Raw genomic sequence first — 24,811 nt, 5'->3', positions numbered from 1 at the left:
GGATATGATAAACAAACAATTAATAACACGCCGATTTTCACGTGCCGTAGAAAGCTATAATCGTGAAGCCACGGCACAGAAACAGATAGCATATCGCATGAACGATATGTTGGCACACTATTTGCCTGCACGTCCCCGGCATGTGCTTGAGATAGGTAGTGGAACCGGGTTTCTGACTCGTCCGTTACTTCACACTTTTCACCCTGAAAAAATGATATTGAATGATATATGTCACGAGATGAGCACTTGTTTTGCCGACTTACTGTCCGGCAGGCAAGTAACTTTTATTCCCGGTGATGCAGAGCGACTCTCTTTTCCTTCGGGACAAGACCTGATTGTTTCTTGTTCTGCTATCCAGTGGTTTGTCTCTCCTGAACAATTTTTCGAACGTTGCAATGCCTTGTTGTCAAGCCGCGGATATTTCGCTTTCAGTACTTTCGGAAAAGAGAATTTGAGAGAGATAACTGCCTTGACCGGAAGCGGATTGCATTATTATTCTTTGGAGGAACTGAAAAACTCTTTGTCTATACATTATAATATAGTCAGTGCCGGTGAGGAGCATATTCGTCTGACATTCGATACTCCACTTAGTGTACTTTATCATCTGAAACATACGGGAGTGACTGCTGTCAGACAGCAGGCATGGACAAAAGGTGATTTGCAGGAGTTTTGCGATAAATACACACGGTTGTTTAGTTGTGGCAATGCTGTCACATTGACTTATCATCCTATTTATATCATAGCCCAAAAGAAACCATAATATAGAAAAACAGATAAAACGATGAAAGAAAATGTATATTTTGTCAGCGGCATAGATACCAATATTGGAAAAAGTTATGCCACTGCTTATCTCGCACGTGTGTGGAAGGAGAAAGGAATAAATGTGATTACCCAGAAATTTATACAAACAGGTAATCCGGCCGGTTATTCTGAAGACATCGAGCTTCACCGCCGTCTGATGGGGATGGGATATTTGCCGGAAGATGAGCAGGGGTGGACAAAGCCTGAGATATTCTCTTATCCGGCATCTCCCGATTTGGCATCACGCATAGACAAGCGTGCTGTGGACTTCAATAAGATTAATCATGCCACAAGCATACTGAGTGAACGTTTTGATGCCGTGTTGGTGGAAGGGGCAGGAGGACTCATGGTTCCGCTTACACCAGACTATTTGACAATCGATTATATTCAACAGTCCGGTTATCCGTTGGTTTTTGTCACTTCGGGCCGTTTGGGGAGTGTAAACCATACACTGCTCAGCTTTGAAGCCATAGAGCGCAGAGGCATCAAGCTCCATACGGTAATGTATAATCTCTATCCGGAAGGAGAGGATAAAATAATACAGTCGGACACGGAGAACTATATACGACATTATATGGAAAAGCATTTTCCTGAAGCGGAATTTGTGAAAGTGCCTTGTCTGTAAACAAGATAAACGGTCTCTCTTTCTATAATCAATGAGAAAGAGGGCCGTCTCACGACGCTCCTCTTCGCAAACTTAAAACAACCAACAAAAGAAATAGATAATAGGGTGCTTATCTGATAAAAAGTAATTCTCTATATTTAGGTAATGTCCACATTTGATTATCCACTATAAGTTCCAGCTTGTCAATGTGATAACGTATATCCTCCAACATAGGGGAGATGTTGTTATGGTATGCTATTGCTTTTTCGCGTTCGTTTTCCAGTTTGTTAGCTATTTTACGAGCTTCTATCATTGCGTTTACGTGTTCTGTGATGAAGATTGTATGTTCTGCTATTTCCTCTATAAGTTTTATGTTCTCAGAAGATAACTTTTCGGCTTTCTCCATTGAGAAAAGCTCTTTCATTTTATATACATTATCAATCAATTTGCTCTGGTATTCGGTTGCTACAGGAATGATATGATTCATGGCAAGGTCACCAAGCACGCGGGCTTCAATCTGGATTTTTTTTGTATACATTTCCCATTTTACTTCATTGCGGGCTTCGAGTTCCTTTCGGGTCATCACACCGGTTGCTTCGAACATGGCAATGCTTTCGGGCTTCAGATAGTTATCGAAGATAATCGGGCAGCTGGTTTCACAATCCAGACCACGACGTGCAGCTTCTATCTTCCATTCATCCGAATAACCGTTCCCATCAAAACGAATTGGTTTACATTCCTTGATGTATTGGCGAATAATTTCGATAATGGCAGAGATTTTCGGCTCACCCTTCTCAATCAGTCTGTCTACATCTTTTTTAAATTTCGCCAATTGGTCGGCTACGGCTGTGTTAAGGGCAATCATGGCACTGGCACAATTAGCTTCTGAACCAACGGCGCGAAACTCAAAACGGTTACCTGTGAAAGCGAAAGGCGATGTCCGATTTCGGTCAGTATTGTCAATCAGCAATTCGGGGATTTGTGGAATATCCAGTTTCATGCCTTGTTTGCCGCTTAATGAGAAAAGATCATCACTCGTGCTTTCTTCCAAATGGTTGAGTACTTGTGTGAGTTGTTTGCCGAGGAAAGAAGAAATGATGGCGGGAGGTGCTTCGTTGGCTCCCAAACGATGTGCGTTAGTTGCACTCATAATGGAAGCTTTCAGCAAACCGTTGTGATGATAAACAGCCATCAGTGTGTTTACTACAAAGGTGATAAACCGCAAGTTGTCTTCGGCTGTTTTGCCGGGAGCCATCAGCAGAACTCCGGTGTCGGTTCCGAGTGACCAGTTATTGTGTTTGCCGGAACCGTTCACTCCCTTGAAAGGTTTTTCATGCAAAAGAAGGCGGAAACCGTGGTTGCGGGCGACTTTGCGCATCAATGACATGATGAGCATATTGTGATCTACGGCAAGATTACATTCTTCAAAGATGGGAGCCAGTTCAAACTGGTTGGGAGCCACTTCATTGTGACGTGTTTTCACAGGAATACCTAGTTCCAGCGCCTGGATTTCGAGGTCTTTCATAAAAGCGGCTACACGAGTAGGAATGGCTCCGAAGTAATGATCTTCCAGTTGTTGATTTTTGCTGGCTTCGTGTCCCATCAGAGTACGTCCGGTCAATAGCAGGTCAGGGCGTGCGGCATAAAGTCCTTCATCCACCAAGAAATACTCTTGTTCCCATCCCAGGTAGGCAACTACTTTTTTTACATCAGGATTAAAGTAGTGGCATACCTCTACGGCTGCTTTGTTCACGGCACTTAGGGCTTTTAATAGTGGAGCTTTATAATCAAGAGACTCACCGGTGTAGGCGATGAATACTGTGGGAATGCATAAGGTATCGTCCACTACGAATACAGGAGATGAAGGGTCCCAGGCACTATACCCGCGCGCTTCGAAAGTGTTACGGATTCCTCCGTTGGGGAAACTGGAAGCGTCGGGCTCTTGCTGAACAAGCAATTTACCCGAAAATTCTTCTATCATACCACCTTTACCGTCGTGTTCTACAAAGGCGTCATGTTTCTCGGCGGTTCCTTCGGTCAGTGGTTGGAACCAGTGGGTATAGTGGGTGACACCTAGTTCTGTTGCCCATTTCTTCATGCCTGTGGCCACTTCATTGGCAATACTCCGGTCGAGTGGGGCACCATTATCCATTGCATCCGTCAGTTTCGCATAAACGCTACTGGGCAGATACTTAAACATCTTTTCGCGATTGAATACATATTTGGCAAAGTATTCACTGGGCCTTTCTGCTGGAATCTCTACGGATATTGCTTTCTTTTTGAAAGCAGTCTCTACTACTCGGAATCTTAATTTTGACATAATACCTAAATTTGTTTAGTTGTGAAATATATTAGAGTGAATCTTTTGTAATAAATCAGCGATGGCTTTCGCTCTATCGATCATTTTAGTTATAGGCTGATTCTCCATGTTCGTAAACATCGAGTCCTTCTTCTTCTACTCTCTTTGGAACACGAAGACCGTGAATCTTGTCAAGTCCCTTGAAGATGATGTAACCCATTCCGGCAGCCCAGAAGCCCACAACTGCTGCACCAAATAGCTGTGCCAACAGAAAATTGCATCCGCCACCATAGAATAATCCTTCTTCCGTTGCAAAGACTCCTGCGAGTATTGTACCTAACGAGCCGCAAACGCCATGAACGGAGGAAGCACCTACCGGATCGTCGATTTTCAATATCCGGTCAATGAAGTCTACGGCAAAAATCATGACGATGCCACAAACACTTCCGATTATAACAGAGCCTAATGGAGAAACAAGGTCACATCCTGCTGTGATACCTACCAATCCGGCCAATACGCCATTTAGGGTGAGTGACAAAGAAGGCTTTCCGTATTTCATCCAACTCACTACCAATGCAAAGAATCCACCGGCGCAAGCTGAGAGGTTTGTGGTAAGAAATACGTGTGAAATGGCACTTTGGTCACTGCCGGTTGCGGCTGCCAGTTGGGAGCCCGGGTTAAATCCGAACCAGCCGAACCATAGGATGAATACACCTAAGCAACCTAATGTTAAGTTGTGACCGGGGATGGCTTTGGACTTTTTGTCTTTTCCATACTTGCCGATTCGTGGGCCAAGGATTGCTGCTCCTACAAGGGCTATCCAGCCACCAACGGAATGCACTATCGTGGAACCTGCAAAGTCATGGAAGGTTGTTCCAAACATATTCATCATAAAAGAACCTTCTTCGCTGTTCATTAGCCATCCGCCGCCCCATGTCCAGTGTCCCGAAACAGGGTAAATCAATACGCTGATAAAGATGGTATAAACCAGATACATGGAAAACTTGGTGCGTTCGGCCATTGCACCCGATACGATGGTGGCTGCTGTTGCGCAGAAAACAGTTTGGAAGATAAGAAAGCCTTCGATGGGAAGCCCATTGTTTATGATTTTATCCATCACATCGAGATTGAAGAAATGTGGAGCTCCTATAAAGCCTCCTATGCCGAACATTAATCCGAAGCCGATAAACCAAAATAGGATAGAGCCGAACATAAAGTCTACTAAATTCTTCATTAGGATATTGGCGGTGTTCTTGGTACGGGTAAAACCTGCTTCGACCAAGGCGAATCCAGGTTGCATGAAAAAGACCAGCATGGCAGCGAGAAGCATCCATACAGTATTCAGGCCGGTTGCCAGTTCGGTGATTGTTTCTACTGTTTTCAGTGTTTCCACTGCAGCGGTACTGTCTGTGCCGGCAGCTTCTTGTGCCCAAAGGTGGGTGGGAAGTATGAATAGTAATATCAATAATCCCTTCATGTGTAATCTCTTAATTGTATCCATAATTGTATTCTTGTTTGGGGTGTTCTTGTACTTGGGCGGAAAATATTCCGTCCTTCTGTGCAGTCAGTTTCGGTAGAACTAACGCGGATGATTCTTATTTCTCTTGCTCGGCATTGTAGAGAGCGATGTCTCCACGTTCGCCGGTGCGGATACGGATGGCATCTTCGATGGGGATGACAAAGATTCTCCCGTCGCCTATTTCACCTGTGTGTGCTGCTTTGAGAATGGATTGAACTGTTTTTTCTACATTCTTCTCTCGAACTACAATGGAAACAAGGATTCTTTCAATGCAGCTTGTGTCGTACACCACACCACGATAGATGCGTCCCTGACGAGATTTTCCAATGCCTCTTACGTCATAATAAGAAAACCATTCGATGTTGGCTTCGAGTAGGGCATCTTTCACCTCCTCAAATTTGGTCTTACGGATAATAGCTTCAATTTTCTTCATGTTGTACTTGTATTTTGTATGTATATAATAAATCTGTTACCTGTAAAAACTAATCCCTATTTTGTTGCTATGTCTTTATATCGTGCTATGAATGGATATTTAAAAGCTTAATCCAAATACGAAGTAAGTACCTTCTGTTCTGGGATTCCACGTCAGCTTAGCGAAAACCGGAACAGAAAAGGATTGGGTTATCTTTAAGTCTTTACTAGCCTGAAGACTGATGTCACTTACGGCAAAGCCGTTTGAACCATTGCAATCCAGTTCTTCGGATGCATTGTAAAAATCATTAGCCCACGGAGTAGCGCCTATCTCGGCTGTCCAGTCCAGACCTCCCAATTTGAAAGGAGCGGCGATGGAAACATAAGAGGCGTAAGCTCTGTCACCATTTTTGTTTATACCGTCATAGCCGGCAAAGTTTGTATACCAATTGATGGCTAAAGGACCGAAATCATATCCCATTTGTGCTTCAAAGGTATGGTTTGTATGATTGGAACCATAATGGAAATATCCCGGTCCGCCGTCAAACCAATAGTCTGTGACCGAAATGCTGAATCCACCGGTAGTATATCCTAGTGTGAGGTCAAGTTCTTTTGTGTCTTTTCCTTCAAACCCTACAGTCCCCCATGCACTCAATGAGAATCCTTTATAGGATAGAGATAAAGTCGGCTGGATACTTATATTCCCCAAATCTTGTCCGCGCCATATATATCCGCTGACCAGGTCGGCACTGATGTCTGTTTCAATTTTCTCTTGTGCAATGCTGATTGTGGGGAGTGCTATTGTTATGCTCAATAGTAGCACTGCTTTTTTAAAGTTTTCTTTCATTACTCTTCGCTTTTAAAGTTAATAACAGTAAGTATCCGTATCCTGTATTGTAGTTTGATTTATTATAATATCCATTTTCTGATTCTCTTCATGGCTTCTTCGCAGTCTTCCCGTTTGCCAAAGGCGGTGAGGCGAATGTATCCTTCTCCGCCGGGGCCAAACCCTACTCCCGGAGTGCCTACCACATTGGCTTCATATAGCATCTGTTCAAAGAACTTCCATGAACTGATGCCTTTGGGTGTCTTTACCCATAGGTAGGGAGCGTCTTCTCCACCAAACACTTTCAGTCCGGTGCTTTCCAGCCCCTCTTTCATTATTCGTGCATTGGCCATGTAATAGTTAATGGTAGCTTTGACTTGTTCCTTGCCTTCAGGAGTGAAGATTGCCTCAGCACCACGTTGGGTGATGTAAGAAGTCCCATTGAATTTCGTGCATTGACGACGATTCCACATTCTGTTAAGGGGAATGCGTTCACCGGTAAGCGTTGCGGCAGTCAGTTCTTTAGGCACAACGGTATATCCGCATCGCACTCCTGTAAATCCGGCTGTTTTCGAGAAACTGCGAAACTCTATAGCCACTTTCTTGGCCCCTTTTATTTCATAGATTGAATGTGGAATATCAGGGTTTTGGATATAGGCTTCATAGGCAGCGTCATATAGAATCAGCGTGTCGTTCTCCAAAGCATAATTCACCCATTTCTTCAGTTCGGCCTTACTGATGACTGTGCCGGTGGGGTTGTTCGGATAGCACAAATAGAGAATATCTATTCTTCTGTCAGGAATTTCAGGGATGAAATTGTTTTCGCTTAGACAAGGCAGATAAACCACATTGCTCCATTTGCCATCTTCTAAGGCGCCGGCTCTTCCGCACATCACGTTGGAGTCAATATAGACAGGATAGATGGGGTCTGTTACACCTATGCTGTTGTCATGCCGGAGGATATCACCTATATTGCCTGTATCACTTTTAGCACCATCACTGATAAATACTTCGCCGGGTTCCAGATGAACGCCTCGTGGGGTAAAATCATTTTTTATGATAGCTTCAATTAGGAAGTCGTACCCTTGCTCGGGGCCGTAACCGTGAAACGTTTCTTGATGTGCCAATTCATCGACAGCTTTGTGCATTGCTTCAATAGATGCTTTAGGCAATGGCCGGGTCACATCTCCAATTCCCAAGCGAATGATATCTGTTTTCGGATGGGAAACTTTAAATGCATTTACTTTTTTTGCTATGTCGGAAAACAAGTAATTGTTGGGGAGCTTCAAAAAATGTTCATTCACAAGTGCCATATTGGTTGTTTTATAGTTTGTTTAAATATTCCATTATCAATTTTCTCTTAAACTTCTATTTCACCATCGAATACTTTTATTGCAGGGCCTGTCATATACACATGTCCATTCGTTTCATCCCAATGTATACGGAGGTCTCCTCCGTCCATTCTGACTAAAGATTTTCGTCCGGCTTTATGGTTCAACACAGCAGCTACTGCGGTAGCACACGCACCAGTGCCGCAGGCCATTGTGATGCCCGAACCTCTTTCCCAAACTCTCATTCTAATCGAATGGTCGGGCAGAATTTCTGCAAATTCTACATTTGTGCGCTCCGGGAATAAAGGGCCATTTTCTAATAAAGGTCCAATCGACGGCAAATTTACATTTTTTATATCATCTACGAAAATAACCAAATGAGGATTTCCCATACAAACAAAAGTTCCTTTGTATTCTTTTCCGCCGGCATTGACAGGTTTTGCCAGCATCTTTCCATCTTGGGTCATAATCTGTTTGGGGTTGGAAAGAAGGGGAACTCCCATATCAACGGTAACTTCTTCAACCCGGTCTTTGTCAATGTGCAGTTTCAACACCTTAATTCCCGATGCAGTTTTCAATGTTATTTCGGTCTTATTGGTCAACTTATTATCGTATACATATTTACCAATGCATCTGGAAGCATTTCCACACATCATAGCTTCCGAACCGTCCGCATTGAAAATCCGCATACTGAAATCCGCTTGATCTGCTTTGTCAATCAACACCAATCCGTCAGAACCGATGCCTGTATGATAATTACTCCATTTGATGGAAGCCTTTATCGGGTCTTTTATAGGATAAAGCAATGTATTTACATATATATAATCATTGCCGGCTCCTTGCATCTTAGTGAATTTAATTGTATTTGCCATTTTGTAGTTTGATTTGTTGGTATCTCTTTCTTTTGCTTTTAATTTTAGGCAAAGGTATATCTTTTTGTCTTTATATGTACTGTTTGCCTTTCTATTTTCTTGTTTTCTTAATTGTATGTAGCAGATTGAAACAATATTCCCTGTTTATCGTTTTAATTTGTAATTAATCGTAGGGATAAATAAGTAAACTGTAACACTGTTTATCCTTTGGGGGTTGAATGTGAGAAGGTGATTATCCTAAATCTTTTTTTCGCATGAAAAATAATCCTTTTTCGAGCGAAGTGATTTAATCTTTTTGTACTTTTGCCGAAAATTTATAATATAAAAGAAAAAATCACATGGAGTCAGTCTTTATTACGACGCGTAAACAACGAGTCATCAGAGAAATGAGAGATTATATGATGATAGCTCTCGGTATGCTGATGTATAGTATCGGGTGGACCGTCTTTTTGTTGCCTAACGACATCACAACAGGTGGTGTGCCGGGTATTGCTTCTATTGTATATTGGGCAACCGGGGTGAATGTACAGTATACTTATTTTGCTATAAATGGTGCATTGTTGGTTGCCTCCTTGATTGTTTTGGGATGGAAGTTTAGTGTAAAGACAATTTTTGCCGTATTCACCATGACGACCATTCTTCCTATTATTCAGGGAGCAACGGCAGGGTTGCACTTATTGCATGACCAGCCATTTATGGCATGTGTTATCGGTGCTTCTTTCTGTGGTGGCGGTATTGGAGTGGCATTTTCGGCTAACGGCAGTTCCGGGGGAACGGATATTGTGGCTGCTATTATTAATAAATATCGGGATATTACCTTGGGACGCGTGATATTGATGACGGATATGGTGATTATCTCTTCCAGTTACCTTGTATTGCACGATTGGGAAAAGGTGGTATATGGTTTTGCTACCTTATATATATGTAGCTTTGTGCTTGACCAAGTGGTAAACAGTGCCCGTCAGTCTGTGCAGTTCTTTATCATCTCAAAGAAGCATGAGGAAATAGGTCATCGCATCAATAAGGATTTGCACCGTGGAGTGACTTTCATTGATGGTGTCGGTTGCTATACAGGCACAGGCGTTAAAATGATGTTTGTGTTGGCAAAGAAACGTGAATCGACTACTATTTTCCGTTTGATTAAGGACATTGACCCGAATGCTTTTGTTTCACAGAGTGCTGTCATCGGTGTGTTTGGCGAAGGTTTTGATAGAATTAAAGTAAAATAATCAAGGAGATAGAGAGAATATAAGAACAAGGAAAAGGTGTCCGTATTGCGGATGCCTTTTTTTTGTGTCCTTACGGAAGAGTAAGCCGTTTCTTATGGTCAGCCAAGGCTTTTTAAACGGAAGATTATTACAGACTTCGGCAATAGACTGTACAGTCCACTATAGCAGACTGTACAGTCCACTGTAACGGACTATACAGTCCACTGCCGAAGACTGTAGTAATTCGACTGACAGACAGGCATAATCGAAAGGGCGAAAACGCTTAGCCCGGCTAATGGAATGAGTTGGGGGGATATCTGTATTTCTTTTAATAACCTATAAGAGAGTGTAACGTGCTGAACTGTCATTATGATATTTTGTTAGCCTTGATATTGCGCTTTTAGTGGCTAAAATAAAACTATAAATTTATATCGAAATATATTTTGATATCAAAATGTTAGTTTATACCTTTGCTGTATGAAAAAGAAATAACATATTAAAACAACCTAATCATGGAAACAAAACTTACAGAAGAAACCCGTGTGGAAAGTGACTTAATCGGTGCTCGTGAAATTCCGGCTCATGCCTTGTATGGCGTGCAAACACTTAGAGGAATTGAAAATTTCCCTATCAGTAAATTCCACCTTAATGAATATCCGTTGTTTATCAACGGCCTTGCCATTACTAAGATGGCTGCTGCGATGGCCAACTATGAGTTGGGCCTGCTTACTAAGGAACAAAAAGACGCCATTGTACAGGCTTGTCAGGAAATCTTAAACGGTGAGCATCACGAACAGTTTCCTGTAGACATGATTCAAGGTGGCGCGGGTACGACAACCAATATGAATGCCAATGAAGTGATTGCCAATCGTGCATTGGAAATTATGGGACACAAGCGTGGAGAGTATCAATATTGTTCTCCCAATGACCATGTAAACTGTTCACAGTCTACCAATGACGCTTATCCTACTGCCATCCATATCGGTATGTATTATGAAAATCTTCGTTTTCTTCCTTATTTGGAATCTGTTATCGGAGCATTCCGTAAGAAAGGGGAAGAATTTGCACACGTCATTAAGATGGGACGTACACAACTGGAGGATGCCGTGCCTATGACTTTGGGGCAAACATTCAATGGTTTTGCAAGTATCTTGAAAGATGAAGTTCTGCACCTTAACCAAGCTGCCGAGGATTTCCTGACTGTTAATATGGGAGCTACTGCTATCGGTACGGGTATTTGTGCCGAACCGGGCTATGCAGAGAAATGCGTGGAGGCATTGAGCCAAATCACAGGATTTGACTTTAAACTGTCTGCCGACCTGGTCGGAGCGACTTCGGACACATCATGTCTGGTGGGTTATGCGTCAGCTTTGAAGAGAGTGGCCGTGAAAATGAATAAGATATGTAATGACCTGCGCTTGCTTGCCAGTGGTCCGCGTTGCGGATTGGGAGAAATCAATCTGCCGGCTATGCAACCGGGTTCTTCTATTATGCCGGGTAAGGTGAATCCGGTTATTCCCGAAGTAATGAATCAGATTTGCTATAAAGTAATCGGTAACGAATTGTGTGTAACCATGTCCGGTGAAGCAGCCCAGATGGAACTGAACGCAATGGAGCCGGTTATGGCCCAATGCTGCTTTGAATCTGTTGACTTGATGATAAACGGTATGGAGACATTGCGTACACGTTGCATCGAAGGTATCACTGCCAATGAAGAACATTGCAAAATGAATGTGCATAATAGTATTGGTGTAGTAACAGCCTTGAATCCTGTTATCGGTTATAAGAACTCAACGAAGATTGCCAAAGAAGCGATGGCAACAGGTAAGAGCGTTTATGACTTGGTGTTGGAACATGGAATTTTAAATAAAGAAGAGTTGGATACTATTCTGAGCCCTGAAAACATGTTGCATCCCGTGAAACTGGATATACAGGCAAGACGCTAATCAAGCATTGCTATTTTGAAGTATCATGTTGATTAAAGGAAAAAGGGTGTGTCAAAATGAAAACAAGCTATCATCTTGACACATCCCTTTTTTCATTCATATTGGCTTTTCTAGAACTTCCGATAGGTGAGTCGGGCATAGTCTGATTTCAGAACCATTTTGCTGCCGGTTGCTTTTTCCACTTCGAAATGTGTGACGGAGGTATTTAGCCCGAATCTGTTCAAGTCCTCTTCGGTAGCAGTTGCCTCCATATTAGTCTGATATTTAAATTCACCCATCACTACTCCATCGGTAGAGGAGAAGTGCCCCATCAATGTCAAAGGATTAGTGCCCTTATCCATCAGCTCTACTGTATGAAGCTGGATGCTGCAGTAGATACGTTCGCATTCTTTGATACTTCCGTCATTATATTCTATTGTCATTAATTGCCATCTTCCGTCCAATTTTCCGTTGATGGGCTTCTTGTCGCAACTGCATAATACACCGAGCAGTAAGCATAAACATAATATAATTTGTTTCATAGTCCTTATTTTATTAAGCCGGTTTTGCGGATGACAAGCATTCCGCCCGAATTGTTTCCTAGTAAATTACCTCTGTCCATAGCTCCTGACAGGCTGAAGCTCCATCCATCCCATTGGGCGGGTGAATAGGTGACTTCCAGCAGTGAACTGAATTGCTTCTTCATATCATCAAACGGATTGTCATACGTTCCCCAGTTTCTGGAGTAGGTGAGTAGCAACCGATACGCCCACTCTTTACCCGGAGTGCCGCTAACGCCCAGATGATGTGCATTTATACGGTTGTTGGCAAACATTATTCTACCGTCTTTATTGTAGACAGGGCCGGTAAACAACGGATTTCCCATGGCCATGCCCCAGTGCTGCCATGCTTGATAAATATAGTGGTTGTAATAATTGTCCTTAGCACTGATTTGTTCAAATTCTCCCCGGAAACCTTCGTTGAAGATAGGCCCTGTCTGGTCTTTGCTGCCCATGCATTCGTATACAAAGGTATCAATGAACCGGTTTTTCGGAAGGGTGACTTCTACTCCCAATAGTCCGTCTTTCCAAGGGCCGTAACCAAAAAACATTTGCGATTCGTCCTCAAAGAAATGCTCATAGTATGCTTTGATTCTCCAATTCTGTACATAGCCGGTAAGTCCGATATTCCAACTGCCCACATGGTTGCCGTACTTGTTTATCTGCTCACCTTCCATGGCATTGTCACTTCCGCTCATCGGAATCAATACACGGATAAAGTCCATAAAATCTGACGGCATTGTCATAATGGGTTCTTTCTGCCCTTCTACATATTGTTTTCCGCCAAACTGGGCAGCCATTTGCAGACCTGCTTCAAGCTCCAATGGGAAGGATTCTTTCTTTCCTACTTTCATAAAGAAAGATTTGCTATGATAAAGCACCTCCTTAGTGTATAAATTTCCGGAGCGGGCAAAGTCCTCTTGCCAATTATTGTCTGTGAAAGTTCCGTAAGCGAGATGACCTTTGATGTGTAGCCAGCGTTTGGTCCCGGGAACAGATATATATTGGGGAATCTCGATGCGTACTTGTGGTACAGGGCGGGCACTGTTTGATTCTACCAGTCCTCCGGTACTCAGTTTCGGGTTTCTCAATTCCGGTGTACGTTCTTTACTTCCGATACTGAGATTTAGCCACCGATAGCTCAGGTCGGCGTAGGCCTGCTGAACAACGAAAGAAGAAGTATAGTTATAGGCGGTGGCTAAGTCTAGCCCTGCTTTCCATGTAAAATGCTTGCCAAATGCCTGTGAATGGAAAATGCCGGCACGCAGATATCCGTTCTCCGTTTTTATAGAGGATAACCCCTGCCGATTGGCCGTAAACCAAAATGGACTGTAGTCGCCGTCTCCTGCCACAATGCCTGTTTCCACTGAATAATGAGTGGTCGGAGTCGTGGTTTGTGCAGTAAGGGTATATAGAGGAACAGATGATAACAAGCCCTGTAATAAAAATAGCTGTATTTTCTTCATTTAGTTTTTAATTATGTTGTTTTTATGTTTTGTGGGAAATGGGTTAAGCATTTCCTGAGGCCGTGCTTCTTTTCTGAAGCCGTGCTCCCTTTCTGAAGCCGTGAATTCTTTCTAAAGGCGTGTCATGACTGAATCTTCGTTGTGATTGGATGGGGCGATGAGGCTTTGTGCCACTGTCAGGCCCAATATGACAAAACTGCCTAATGGTTTCATAAAAAGGGTAGATTACTATTTTGTTTCAAAAGTATATAAAAAAAACTATTTGGTAGAACAAAGCCAACTTAATTTTAGGCTTTATCATTTTTCATCCAACTTTTTTTGTAATTTTGCACAAAATCCGTAAAGAGAAGACACATGACGACAAATATAGAGATAGCTCGTAAAATAGCCGAAGTCAATTACCCGCTGAGCAGGGAGAGTGTGCACGCATTGGCTGAGATTGTGGTGTGTAAGAAGTATCGTAAAGGAGAAATTGTGTTGAAGGAGGGAGAAGTATGCAAGGCTATGTTGTTTATTGAAAAAGGATTGCTCAGACAGTTCTACTATAAATATGACAAAGACCTGACCGAACATATCGGCTATGAAAATGGAATGATTATTTGTATCGAGAGTTATTTCAAACAAGAACCTACACGCCTGATGGTGGAGACTTTGGAGTCTTCTGTAGTGTGGGAAATTCCTAAGAATCAGGTAGAAGAGCTTGCTTCTAAATATAATGATATCGAACAACTTTATCGCAAATTCATAGAGCACTCATTGATAGAGTCGCAGGTCAAAGCCGATACACTCCGATTTGAGCCGGCTCATGAACGGTATAATAAATTGCTTCGTCTGCATCCTGAGATATTGAAAAGAGCTCCGTTGGTGTACATTGCCTCTTTATTGCAAATGACGCCCGAAACACTGAGCCGTGTCCGTTCGTCATTGCTTTAATTTCTTAGAATTGGTATAACAGTCCCACACGCGTCTCAAAGGTTTTATATTGTACATCTTTGTGATAGGTGTAGTGTGTATGTCGGTAGAAATAAGAGATTTCCATGTTTGCTTTAAAGTGCCGGCTTAAGTTCAGTTCGATAAGCGGATTGACTACAGCCAGCATTACGTTTCCTTTGTCTCCCTGCGCGTTCAGATAGAGTGGATCGGTGTTTTCTAGATCTTTATGTTCGTATCCTTTCCAGGTGAAAATCTGGTAGAGATGTAGGTTGAGAGCAAACTGTCCGTAACGTCCGAAGTCGAGGAGGGTTTTGTTTTTTACGCTATAACCACTACCCATATTGTAATTACGGTCGATGACATTATAATAGTCAGTCAGGCTGCCGCCCAGCAGGATAGCACTCAGAAATACACTCTGTTCCAAATTGACAAGGCTGTTCATGCGTGGAAATTTATAGATGATGCCGGGCCCCACACTGGCGGCTTCCGATATTTTATACGGAATGCGTCCCGAACCGTCAATGACTTCTTCAGAATCAAAATAATTGAAATGTTGGAAGATTCCGAACATCATCTCCATGCCGGTAGTGGTCTTCAGCGGCAGTCCCCATAATTTTCCTAAAAGGTTAATCTTGCTGATAAGCGGTTGGTTGGGAGAAAGACCCAGCGTGGCTGTAGCAGTGAAATAATCATAAGGAGCATCATTTATTTTGTCGAAAGGGTTGCCGTAGACTGCTCGAAACTCCAGATAGGGATTGTGCTCTCCGCGAAACAGGTAGTTGTCGTCTGCCAGATAGCGGTCGCCGGCACTGATAGAGAATTGGATAGGAATGCGCTCGTAGTCATGATATTTGTAATGGGAGCGTTTCACCTTCCACATCTCACCTGTTATCATACGGTTGATTCCGCGCATGGGGCAGATTAGAGTTCCCAAGAATTCACGGGTAAATCGTCCGAAGCCACGCTTGGAGTCATCCAGTACCAATGAAGACAGGCGGTGTGTCATTTCGCCGAGTGCAATACCTCCGATGGTGGTTGCCATCAGGTCGTTGATGGCAGGTGGTTCCACTTCGGCTGCAACTTCCCACATCAGGCTTCCGGCAAAAGCGTATGGTGCCGATTCCCAAAAGTTCAATCCATTGCTGCGGGCAGCATTGAAGTAGAGATTGCCATGGTAAGGGTGTGCAAACAGATTGGTGGAGAACTGGTCATTGTCCCACACAAAGCCGTGTTTGATATTGCGACGGATACTGTTGATACTAATCTTTGCAAAATCTTCGTTCATCACATATCGGTCGAATGCCCATACTCCTACATTCATGCCGAATGTTTCGGCGGCAGCACGCCACGGATACTTTTTCTGCATGTGAGGGTCGGTGAAAGTATAGATGGAATCGGGGTGGTGGAGTACTTGTGCCGCCCCACTGCCACTGCTTAAAACCAGAAGACAGACTAATGCAATTTGTTGAATTTTCATTTCGTCAGGATTTAGGATGGAAGCCGGATTTCTCCGGCATACTCATGGTGTTGTTAGAATAGGATAACACCTACTTCAATGATAGGTTTCTTTTCATAGAATTTGTTTTGGTCGTAATATCGTGTCATGCCGTATCCGCCCGAAGCAAATACGCTGAACTTGGATTTTATCTTGTACTCCAAATTGACGCGTGCCTGCAAGGAGTACATACGTTCGGGAGTTTCGGCATCTTCGTTTTCAAAGTTCTCTATGTGGAAGTAGCCGAGGTCGCCGCTGAGCTCCAGATTTTTGGCAATGGGGTAGTAAAGTCCGGCACGGTAGAATACGCAGCCCGAAAACTTGTCGTTCAGGTCAAGATAGTGCGTACCGATACCCAGTAGGGTGTAGGTGGTGCGGTTCTTGAAACGGACGGCCGCATTCATTTTGCTAGTATTACCACCGAACAGCATCAGCTGGATGCGGGTTTTGGGATTGATGTTTACCAATCCGATTTTATGTGCAGTGGTGTCTTTACTGTGATTGATAATACCGATTTGTACGCCTTTCACATGACCGCCGCAAAGATTAAGCAGACCAATTTGAGCTCCACTCACTTCACCGGCGTAGTTGCCGGGAGCAAATTGTACTCCGCGCAGCTTACCCTGACACACATTGGTAATACCGGATACTTGCAGTGCATTCTCTGTTTTAACAGCGATATTCACGGCTCCGCAGAGTTGCAGTCCTTTCATTTCTATGGCAGCAATATTGCTGATAGCAGAGAGTTGCATACCATTAACACTGACGCCCACATTGCCTATAGCTGCTATTTGTGCTCCTTTCGCTTTTCCTCCACTGATATTCAGTATGCTCGAAATCTGTGCTCCGTCCATAGCATCAGCCGATACGTTCATCAAACCGCCGATGGCTATTCCGCTTTGCGACTTTCCGGCAATATTGGCAAGTCCGGCTATTTGTAAACCTTGTGCCTGGTCGCCGGCAAGGTTCATTAGTCCACCGATGGTTACACCGCGTGAAGTATTTCCGGCTATATTTCCCAATCCCGAAATCTGTATGCCGTTTGCACGGTTTCCTGCTACGTTCATCAAACCGCTCAGCATGATACCGTTGGCGTTTGCACCTGCTACATTGGCAATACCACCGAGCTGTACACCCGATGCATGACGACCGGTGATGCTTGCCAGGCCGGAGACTTGAAACCCTGTCATGTCACTTTGCACCACACTGGATATGGCATTAATGCCCACACCCTGCAGGCGATAGATATTAGTGAGCAAACCCAAATTCAGATAGGTTGTCTTTACGCTGTCTTTTTGGGTGGAAATATTCAGGGAGATGTTAGGACCCTTTTTAAGTTTGTTCTTTTTTTGAGCGATAGCAGGAGTTGTAAGTCCTGCGCAACATCCTAATAAGATAATTGCTGCAATGCGGGTATTTATTTTCATATTGTTTGGTTATTTGCGCACAAATTTAATCAAAAAAATGAATGTTTGTATTGATACAACGTGTAAATGCACCAAGATGTTACATAAATATGGGGAAAACTTTTTATATTTATATTTGTAGTCGGGTGGAGTATGGTTATCGTCCCATGGTGGTAGGGAGAGTAGTTCACGACCATGGGACGATGAAAATGTATGCTTTATCTTTATTTTACTTCTTGATAAAGGAAGCGTTTGATGCTCTTCTTCGGTGTTTTCTCAAACTCTTCGGGGTAAATCTTCACGCGGGCAATTTGAGAATAAGCGGGAAGTTCGGCATTGAGTGCCACTCGGTTCTCTTCCATGGCCTGTGCAATGGCGTCATTATCCATTCCATGCGCAAATGCATCGTCAAAATCAGGATATATCAAAGCTACAAGCTTACCGTCTGCCTGCTGGATAATAATGCTTTCGGCTACGAACGGCATGTTGTTGAGCTTATCTTCTATTTCTTCGGGATAAATATTTTGGCCTGATGCGCCGAGCAGCATATTCTTGCTGCGTCCTTTGATGGTGATATTACCCTCCGCATCCATGATACCTAAGTCGCCGGTGTGTAACCAACCGTCCTTGTCTATGACTTCGGCGGTGGCTTCGGGGTTTTTATAATATCCCAGCATCACGTTCGGCCCCTTGCAGATAATTTCCCCTACAATGTGTTCGGGGTCGGGACTTACTATCTTTACTTCCATCCGCGGAGCCGCTTTGCCGCAAGAACCGGCTTTAAAACGTTTCCAGTCTTCATAACAGATGATAGGTGCACATTCGGTCATTCCATAACCGACGGTATAAGGGAAATCAATACTCTTTAAGAATTGTTCTATTTCTTGATTGAAAGCTGCCCCGCCTACAATAACCTGATAGAAATTACCACCGAATGCCTGTATCATCTGTTCGCGCACGGTAGCTTTAATCTTATCATTGATAATAGGAACTTTCAGCAGTATTTTCATGGCCGGGGTTTCCAGTTTGGGAAGCACGTTCTTTTTGATAATCTTTTCGATAATCAAGGGAACAGCTACCACAAGGTTGGGTTTGATATCAGCAAATGCCTGGAAGATGATTTTCGGACTGGGCATACGGGTGAGGAAATAGATGTGGCAACCGACACAGAATTCATATAGGAACTCGAATGCCAATCCATACATGTGTGCCATTGGAAGCATGGATACCAGTTTGTCTCCGGGGTTCATGGTCAGCACATCAAAGGCGAACTGGGTGTTCGACCAGAGGGCACGATAGGGAATCATGACTCCCTTAGAATAACTGGTGGTTCCGGAAGTATAATTGATGACTGCCAATTCTTCGGGTTCGTCGCGACGGTAACTTACGTGCTCGCGTCTGAAATTGCGAGGGAACTTCTTTCCGAACAGTTCGTTCAGATGGTCGCGGGCATAGTCGAGCCGTTCGCTGCGAGATACCAATAGGGTAAAATCATTCATTAGCAATACACCTTCAAGCAGAGGCATGGCATTCTCATTCAGATTCTCCCATACCATATCACCTACTAATAAGAGACGTGCTTCGGAATGATTGACAATGTTATGAATATTGTCGGCTTTGAATTCGTGAAGAATAGGAACAATTACGGCTCCATAAGTGATGGTGGCCAGGAACGTAACGCCCCAATGTGAACTGTTGCGACCGCAGACGGCAATTTTATCACCTTTCTTGATGCCGCTCAGTTCAAAAATGATATGTAGTTTCTCTATTTTGCGGGCTACATCTTTATATTGCAATGTGGCTCCTTTATAGTCAGTAAGGGCATCCAAGTCCCAGTTTCTTTTTATGCTGTCTTCCAGAAAGGCAATAAAACTCTGCTCCATGATGTTCTTTTCGTTGGTTTATATTTGCACATTATTTAATCAAATGTGCAAATATAAGCTTTTATTATAAGGATGCAAACTAAAAGGGAAGCAATTTTAGTAAAACGAGGGAAAGGAAAAGGGGATATGACAAAAAACGGCAGTAATTGTCATATCCCCTTTATGCGGAGAGGCTTTGTTATTCTTTGCTACTGAAATACTTCATAAACTGAGTACGTTCGAAAGGATTGCTTTCACCGGTAGACAAAGCGTTCATTTCGCTCTTAAATTCGCTGATGGTGTTATATCCTTGTTTCTTCATCCATTCGCTTAATTCTCTAGTCATGGATTCAATGAAACCTTCACCTTTTTGATAAATAACACTGCATACTTCTACAGCCGAAGCACCTGCCAGAATTGCTTTTACCATTGCTTTACCATCGTGCACACCCCCCGAGATGGCATAGTCTATCTGCGGTACTTGTGCTGAAGCGATGGCTGTCCATCTCAAACCGCTTGCCAAATCCGAAGGATGGCTGAATACTTCTCCTGAGGAATAACTCTTGGTTTCGATATTGATGTCGGGCTGATAGAAACGATTGAATAACACTACTGCCGCAGCTCCATTGGCATAAAGTTGGTTGATTAGCGCAATGGGGTTGGTGAGGTTAGTTCCCAGTTTGATGATGACAGGAATGGATACGTGCTTTTTTACGTTACTCAGGATATCGATGTGGCGTTGTTCGAACGAACCGTATGGATATTCCTTTTCAGTTTGCAGCGAGAGAATATTCAATTCCAAGGCATCGGCTCCGGCATCCTGCATGGTACGTGCAAAGTCTGTCCATTCCGAACTGCTGAAACAATTGATGCTGGCAATGACGGGTATAGTGCAGAGGCGTTTGGTTTCTTGAATCAGGTCGATATATTCTTTGATGGCATGTGAACGAACATAGGTACTCAGATAATCTCCTGCTTCGGGAGAATCGTAAGTAGCCATGTGGTGAGCCTGCATCATGATTTGTTCTTCAAAAACAGATTTCAATACGATGGCTCCGGCACCGGCCAATTCTAACTTTTTGTTTTTTTCAGCACTGTTAGTCAGACTGGAGCTACTGATAATAACAGGATTGCGTAAAGGCAATCCGGCAAAAGTGGTCTTTAATTGAGTCATAAATAGTAGTTTTAATAGTTTCGCTCTCCAAAGATTTTGCTGCCTACTCTGACCATGGTGCTTCCTTCTCGAATAGCGATGGGATAGTCGTGCGACATGCCCATTGATATTTCCCCGAAGCTCTCTGTATCAGCAAAATAGGTCTGCTTTACCTCCTTGAAGAATGTATTTAAGGAACAAAATTCTTTCTTGATTTGTTCAGTGTCATCGATATTGGTTGCCATACCCATGACGCCGCTGATTTGGACATTATGCAGTTCTTTCCAGTCTCCTGCTTTGAGCATCTCCCTACATTCGTCAAAACTGAAACCGAACTTGGTCTCTTCTTCGGCGATATGGATTTGTAGCAGGCACGGGATAACGCGACTGTACTTTTGGGCTTGCTTGTTGATTTCAACCAACAATTTATAAGAATCAATGCCATGTATCATAGCCACATAAGGAGCCATATACTTGATTTTATTTGTTTGCAGGTGACCGATGAAATGCCATTCAATATCTTTGGGCAGCGTTTCATATTTCTGAGCCATTTCCTGCACTTTGCTCTCGCCGAAGATGCGTTGTCCGGCAGCGTATGCCTCTTCAATCGCCTCGTTGGGATGAAACTTGGATACAGCTACCAGGCGGACACCGGAAGGGAGGTCGGCCAGAACTTCTTTTAAATTCGCTTGAATGCTCATATACAATCTATATTTGGTCTGTCTGAATAATCTTTATTCGGTTTTTCCTGCGTCGGGGAACTCCGGTTTGACGTTCGGCTCTCCGTCATAAGGATAAACATCCATAAGGGCTGTTTCGGCAACGGATGCGATAACGTAATCGGCCATGGTTCCTTTCATGCCTTCGTCCAGCTTTTTCACAGCGTCACGCAAATCGGCCGCCTGGACAAGTACCTGAGTGGAAGTCTTCTTTTCAGCTCCGCTTTTCTCGTCCAGTGTGATGAAGAACAACTTACATTTGAACCAACGGTCGGCAGCATCTTCTTCGCAGAAGAATAATTCGCTATAGTTGGCACGCTTGATGTCCGACACTGTAAACTCACCGCTAATAAACGGTGTTATTTCTTCGATGATACGTGCTTCAGCTTCGGTAAAGCTCAGCGCATCAACTAAATAAGGCTCTGTTACTTTCTTGTTCATGCCATTTTCCATGACCTTTTCGTAACGTATCTTGCATTCAAACCATGTATGCATCATAAGAGTTTAATGTTTTATTAAAAATTAAAATAGGTCACAAAGATACTATTTTATTTAGTCTTCGTTCTCCATTTTCCTTAATTTCTTCATGCTTTCGGTTGTCAGCTCTGAAATAATTTCAGAAGAGAGGCGGGTAGTGAGGATGGGGTCCATGTTGAACTGTTCACCTAACTCTCTCTGTATCTTGTTTAACTGACTGAAACCGTCAAGGCTTTGTTCTTGAAATGCTTTTTCACTGATATTCATTTTCTGCGGCGTGTACATAGCGGTTATGATATTCTCGGCCCGCCGCCGAAACTCTTTTTTGAATATTCTTTCTGCCAGTCTGCGATGTTCTTCGGGATTGAACTCCAAGGTGTCGGTGGGGAGCGAACGTATGGAATCCGAAGGAAGCGGGATGCTGTAGTTCCTGTTCCTGTCTTCGGCAGTTTCCAAAGCCTGACGGTTGATGTGCTTTACCTCTTCTATAAACTGTAATGTTTCCTTGTCGGCCGGTTCTTCCCGTAATCCATAATAAGCAAGCAGAATGACAGTAACGGCGGCAACCCCCTTTATAGCCTGTATCGACCAGTCAATGTAGCGGGAAGTGCCAAAGGCTTTCTTCATTTCCTCTACATCGGCATACCGTTTGGCAGGTTCGGGACGAGTGGCTTTAAGGATGATGTGCCTGACGCCGGGGCTTAGATGGGAGTAACTGTAAAGGTACTCCATGACTTTGCCCAACGAATAAATATCACACGCGGGGGTAGGGACGGTGCTTTCTTTAAAAAGTTCCGGTGCCGCATATTTTTCCTTAAAGATAAAAAAAGAGGGAGTGCATGATACGTATATGTTGGCTGGATTTGCCAAGAGCACGTCATGCGTTCCTTTAGTAATAAAAATATTCTCGGGGCGAATGTCGAGATGACAGATATTTCGGGAGTGAAGATAGGCGACGGCATTCATCAGTTGATTCATGATTCGCTTGGACTCCGCCACCGTATTAATTTGCAACACGCCATCTAACAATGCCCTGTTGAGGGGAACGGCCGGTATGTATTCAAAAGTGATGTACCATCCTTGCTCATCCTTTTGCAAACTAATATAATTTAATAAGTTGGGGTGAGCCCAACCCATTCCCTGCGTAGCTTCGGCGGTAAAGGCTTCCTGATAGGCAGCAATGTCGGCGAACTTTTTGCAAGGTCGTTTTATAAATATCCTTTTCCCTTCATTATTGGTGCCGATACTAATCGGCTCTGTCACTTTCATTTTTTATTATTCTATTTGTTTACAACTGTTTAATTGCATGAATTCGTGTATCACTTGTTCGTGGTCACCCATCAAAACAATGTGGTGGTTGCCTAATGGGTTACGTGTGAAATAATCGACAGGTTTGCCCAGACGGATGCGTATCTGTGTGCGGCAGGCATTGATGTAATTGGTATTCTCTGTCAATTGTCCGCGTGATACGAAATATTCGTCCAAACATTCTCCTCCGCATTTCAAGACAGTGATTTCCCCTTCATGCAAGATTCCCTGAATGGCTACGCCTGTCTCACTTTCAAAATGATTACGGATAATAAACCTGTCAGTCATTTTGGTAGCGATAGTACAGTGTGCTACAACCAGTTCGTTTTGCTCTTCATTGATAAATGACGGGTTTGCCATAAAACTGGTTTGATTGGTCAGCACCTTGGCAATGAGCATGGTAAAGATGGATTGCAAATCACCTTCACAACCGGCAGGAATCCCTTCGTCGTTCAATAAAGAGAGTGCCAGGCAGCCGGTGGTTCCCAATTTCTCTATTAATGAGAAGCAGGAAAGGGTGACTGCATCGAGGTGCTTCTTCTCACAAATGATTCTGACGGCTTTGTAAAGCCTCATTGCTTTCAGAAAATCTTCAGGAGTCGCTTCGCGACAAGCTACTGCTTGTTTGACCAATACAGATGCTTTATAGCCGATATCATCATCAGTTATTTGATAATATAAACAGTATATTTCTTCCATTGGGATATCGATGAACTCGATTCCCCAACGTCGTTTTGCCAATAAATAATCTACATTGCTGGCTACAAGCCATGATGAAGGATATCCGATAACGCCGATTCTTTTTCCTTTTATTTCACGTTTGGCGGCAAAAGCCTGATGATGGAATAATATCTGCTTAACCATGTGCATCGGGCTACCGTGAATAATACGTGCTTTCATGCCTTTGCTACGCATCCAGGTCGCTATTTCGAGCGAAGCTGCCAATGAGTTTTGGAGTCCGTTCGTAAGCAGAGTGATGGGATAAGGAAGCAGGTCGAAGTGTTGGGTAACTGCTTTTTCAACCCCTCCCGAGGCAATGAAAGCCATTTTGTATTCGTCTGCCGGAATCGTTTCCACCTCTTTATAATGTACCAGATGAAGCGTGAAATATTTCTCGATTTCCACAAATAAATCTTTATGGCAATCGTATACAGATTCCATTTTGTTCAAATCGGATTGGAATGTTATCAGGTATAGATTCATTTGATATTTTGCTTTGTTTTATAGGAACAAACATACGTGTTTTTTTTTAATAACCCTAAAAAAAGAACTTAAAGATAACATCTCTTTAATTTATTTGCTGTATAAAAACCTTGTTAGCGGTATGTTAAATAATTAAATCCCTAAACCATTTTTCTTCTCATTTGTAGTATGGTAAATAATAAATAGATTAGACTATGGCAAAAGTAATTGAAAGAAATGTTCCCATTGCAGAAGAGAATGTGACATTATCGGGCCAACCGGCTACAAATATGTTTGAAGACTGGAGTGAAGAGGTGACGGATAAGGCTGAAAATCCTTATGATGAAAAGAGTGACATCCCTCATGACAAGAAAGAAAGGAAGAAACTCCTGAAGAAAATGGATAAAATAGTAAAAGACGATATCGCACAGACTGAATCTTGAGCGATACGTCA

General features: G+C 43.1%; 22 protein-coding genes. 6 read left to right on the top strand and 16 right to left on the bottom strand.

Annotated features, from left to right (window positions below; translation table 11 throughout):
- Positions 1 to 4 precede the first annotated feature (4 nt).
- Together bioC and bioD are read left to right on the top strand one after the other, a co-directional pair.
- Positions 5 to 760 (top strand): malonyl-ACP O-methyltransferase BioC, encoded by a 756-nt coding sequence (gene bioC / locus IR173_RS04650; RefSeq protein ID WP_237038527.1) that lies wholly within the window; start codon positions 5 to 7, stop codon positions 758 to 760.
- A gap of 21 nt (positions 761 to 781) precedes the next feature.
- Entirely contained in the window at positions 782 to 1,426 is a 645-nt protein-coding gene (gene bioD, locus IR173_RS04645; protein WP_237038526.1) for a dethiobiotin synthase, read from the top strand.
- 109 nt (positions 1,427 to 1,535) lie between these two features.
- Here the strand turns inward: bioD and IR173_RS04640 are convergent, their stop codons facing one another.
- The 6 genes from IR173_RS04640 to dapF all read right to left on the bottom strand — a co-directional run bounded on the left by IR173_RS04640 (position 1,536) and on the right by dapF (position 8,663).
- Positions 1,536 to 3,725, bottom strand: coding sequence for a glutamine synthetase III family protein (locus IR173_RS04640; protein ID WP_237038525.1), 2,190 nt, complete (start codon positions 3,723 to 3,725; stop codon positions 1,536 to 1,538).
- An 85-nt stretch (positions 3,726 to 3,810) separates the two neighbouring features.
- Complete coding sequence (locus IR173_RS04635; protein WP_237038524.1) at positions 3,811 to 5,205, bottom strand: ammonium transporter; 1,395 nt, start codon at positions 5,203 to 5,205, stop codon at positions 3,811 to 3,813.
- 94 nt (positions 5,206 to 5,299) lie between these two features.
- The gene (locus IR173_RS04630) at positions 5,300 to 5,656 is read right to left on the bottom strand and encodes a P-II family nitrogen regulator (RefSeq protein WP_237038523.1); all 357 of its coding nucleotides are present in this window, start codon (positions 5,654 to 5,656) and stop codon (positions 5,300 to 5,302) included.
- Positions 5,657 to 5,755: 99 nt separating this feature from the next.
- Complete coding sequence (locus IR173_RS04625) at positions 5,756 to 6,481, bottom strand: hypothetical protein (protein ID WP_237038522.1); 726 nt, start codon at positions 6,479 to 6,481, stop codon at positions 5,756 to 5,758.
- A gap of 62 nt (positions 6,482 to 6,543) precedes the next feature.
- A complete protein-coding gene (locus IR173_RS04620; RefSeq protein WP_237038521.1) occupies positions 6,544 to 7,773 on the bottom strand; it encodes an LL-diaminopimelate aminotransferase in 1,230 nt (409 codons plus the stop codon).
- A 47-nt stretch (positions 7,774 to 7,820) separates the two neighbouring features.
- On the bottom strand, positions 7,821 to 8,663 hold the full coding sequence (dapF, locus tag IR173_RS04615) for a diaminopimelate epimerase (protein ID WP_237038520.1): 843 nt from the start codon (positions 8,661 to 8,663) through the stop codon (positions 7,821 to 7,823).
- A 338-nt stretch (positions 8,664 to 9,001) separates the two neighbouring features.
- Between dapF and IR173_RS04610 the strand changes: the two genes are divergently transcribed.
- Both IR173_RS04610 and IR173_RS04605 read left to right on the top strand, forming a co-directional pair.
- A complete protein-coding gene (locus tag IR173_RS04610) occupies positions 9,002 to 9,892 on the top strand; it encodes a YitT family protein (RefSeq protein WP_237038519.1) in 891 nt (296 codons plus the stop codon).
- Between the two features lie 491 nt (positions 9,893 to 10,383).
- Complete coding sequence (locus IR173_RS04605; RefSeq protein ID WP_237038518.1) at positions 10,384 to 11,817, top strand: aspartate ammonia-lyase; 1,434 nt, start codon at positions 10,384 to 10,386, stop codon at positions 11,815 to 11,817.
- A gap of 110 nt (positions 11,818 to 11,927) precedes the next feature.
- Here the strand turns inward: IR173_RS04605 and IR173_RS04600 are convergent, their stop codons facing one another.
- Together IR173_RS04600 and IR173_RS04595 are read right to left on the bottom strand one after the other, a co-directional pair.
- On the bottom strand, positions 11,928 to 12,338 hold the full coding sequence (locus IR173_RS04600) for a lipocalin-like domain-containing protein (protein ID WP_237038517.1): 411 nt from the start codon (positions 12,336 to 12,338) through the stop codon (positions 11,928 to 11,930).
- Between the two features lie 5 nt (positions 12,339 to 12,343).
- Positions 12,344 to 13,822, bottom strand: a complete 1,479-nt coding sequence (locus tag IR173_RS04595; RefSeq protein WP_237038516.1) for a capsule assembly Wzi family protein — start codon at positions 13,820 to 13,822, stop codon at positions 12,344 to 12,346.
- A 354-nt stretch (positions 13,823 to 14,176) separates the two neighbouring features.
- Here IR173_RS04595 and IR173_RS04590 point away from each other — a divergent pair, with 354 nt between their 5' ends.
- Entirely contained in the window at positions 14,177 to 14,755 is a 579-nt protein-coding gene (locus tag IR173_RS04590; protein ID WP_237038515.1) for a Crp/Fnr family transcriptional regulator, read from the top strand.
- A 4-nt stretch (positions 14,756 to 14,759) separates the two neighbouring features.
- On the opposite strand, the gene IR173_RS04585 is transcribed toward IR173_RS04590, so the two are convergent.
- From IR173_RS04585 to IR173_RS04550, 8 genes are all read right to left on the bottom strand, one after another.
- Positions 14,760 to 16,232 carry a DUF3943 domain-containing protein gene (locus tag IR173_RS04585; protein ID WP_237038514.1) on the bottom strand — a complete coding sequence of 491 codons (1,473 nt, stop codon included), beginning with the start codon at positions 16,230 to 16,232 and terminating at the stop codon, positions 14,760 to 14,762.
- Positions 16,233 to 16,285: 53 nt separating this feature from the next.
- Positions 16,286 to 17,677 (bottom strand): hypothetical protein, encoded by a 1,392-nt coding sequence (locus IR173_RS04580; RefSeq protein ID WP_237038513.1) that lies wholly within the window; start codon positions 17,675 to 17,677, stop codon positions 16,286 to 16,288.
- Positions 17,678 to 17,880: 203 nt separating this feature from the next.
- Positions 17,881 to 19,539 (bottom strand): AMP-binding protein, encoded by a 1,659-nt coding sequence (locus IR173_RS04575; RefSeq protein WP_237038512.1) that lies wholly within the window; start codon positions 19,537 to 19,539, stop codon positions 17,881 to 17,883.
- Positions 19,540 to 19,717: 178 nt separating this feature from the next.
- Complete coding sequence (locus IR173_RS04570; protein ID WP_237038511.1) at positions 19,718 to 20,692, bottom strand: dihydroorotate dehydrogenase-like protein; 975 nt, start codon at positions 20,690 to 20,692, stop codon at positions 19,718 to 19,720.
- Positions 20,693 to 20,703: 11 nt separating this feature from the next.
- Positions 20,704 to 21,372 (bottom strand): YggS family pyridoxal phosphate-dependent enzyme, encoded by a 669-nt coding sequence (locus tag IR173_RS04565; RefSeq protein WP_237038510.1) that lies wholly within the window; start codon positions 21,370 to 21,372, stop codon positions 20,704 to 20,706.
- 33 nt (positions 21,373 to 21,405) lie between these two features.
- On the bottom strand, positions 21,406 to 21,888 hold the full coding sequence (locus IR173_RS04560; RefSeq protein WP_005939148.1) for a DUF4494 domain-containing protein: 483 nt from the start codon (positions 21,886 to 21,888) through the stop codon (positions 21,406 to 21,408).
- Positions 21,889 to 21,942: 54 nt separating this feature from the next.
- Entirely contained in the window at positions 21,943 to 23,136 is a 1,194-nt protein-coding gene (locus tag IR173_RS04555; protein WP_237038509.1) for a serine/threonine protein kinase, read from the bottom strand.
- A gap of 6 nt (positions 23,137 to 23,142) precedes the next feature.
- Positions 23,143 to 24,378 carry a fucose isomerase gene (locus IR173_RS04550; RefSeq protein ID WP_237038508.1) on the bottom strand — a complete coding sequence of 412 codons (1,236 nt, stop codon included), beginning with the start codon at positions 24,376 to 24,378 and terminating at the stop codon, positions 23,143 to 23,145.
- 194 nt (positions 24,379 to 24,572) lie between these two features.
- Between IR173_RS04550 and IR173_RS04545 the strand changes: the two genes are divergently transcribed.
- Entirely contained in the window at positions 24,573 to 24,800 is a 228-nt protein-coding gene (locus tag IR173_RS04545; RefSeq protein WP_237038507.1) for a hypothetical protein, read from the top strand.
- Positions 24,801 to 24,811 lie beyond the last annotated feature (11 nt).

The organism is Phocaeicola faecalis (assembly GCF_021730445.1).
GTDB lineage: Bacteria > Bacteroidota > Bacteroidia > Bacteroidales > Bacteroidaceae > Phocaeicola > Phocaeicola faecalis.
Note: the sequence above shows the minus strand (reverse complement) of the source record. Positions and strands in the feature narration are given on the sequence as shown.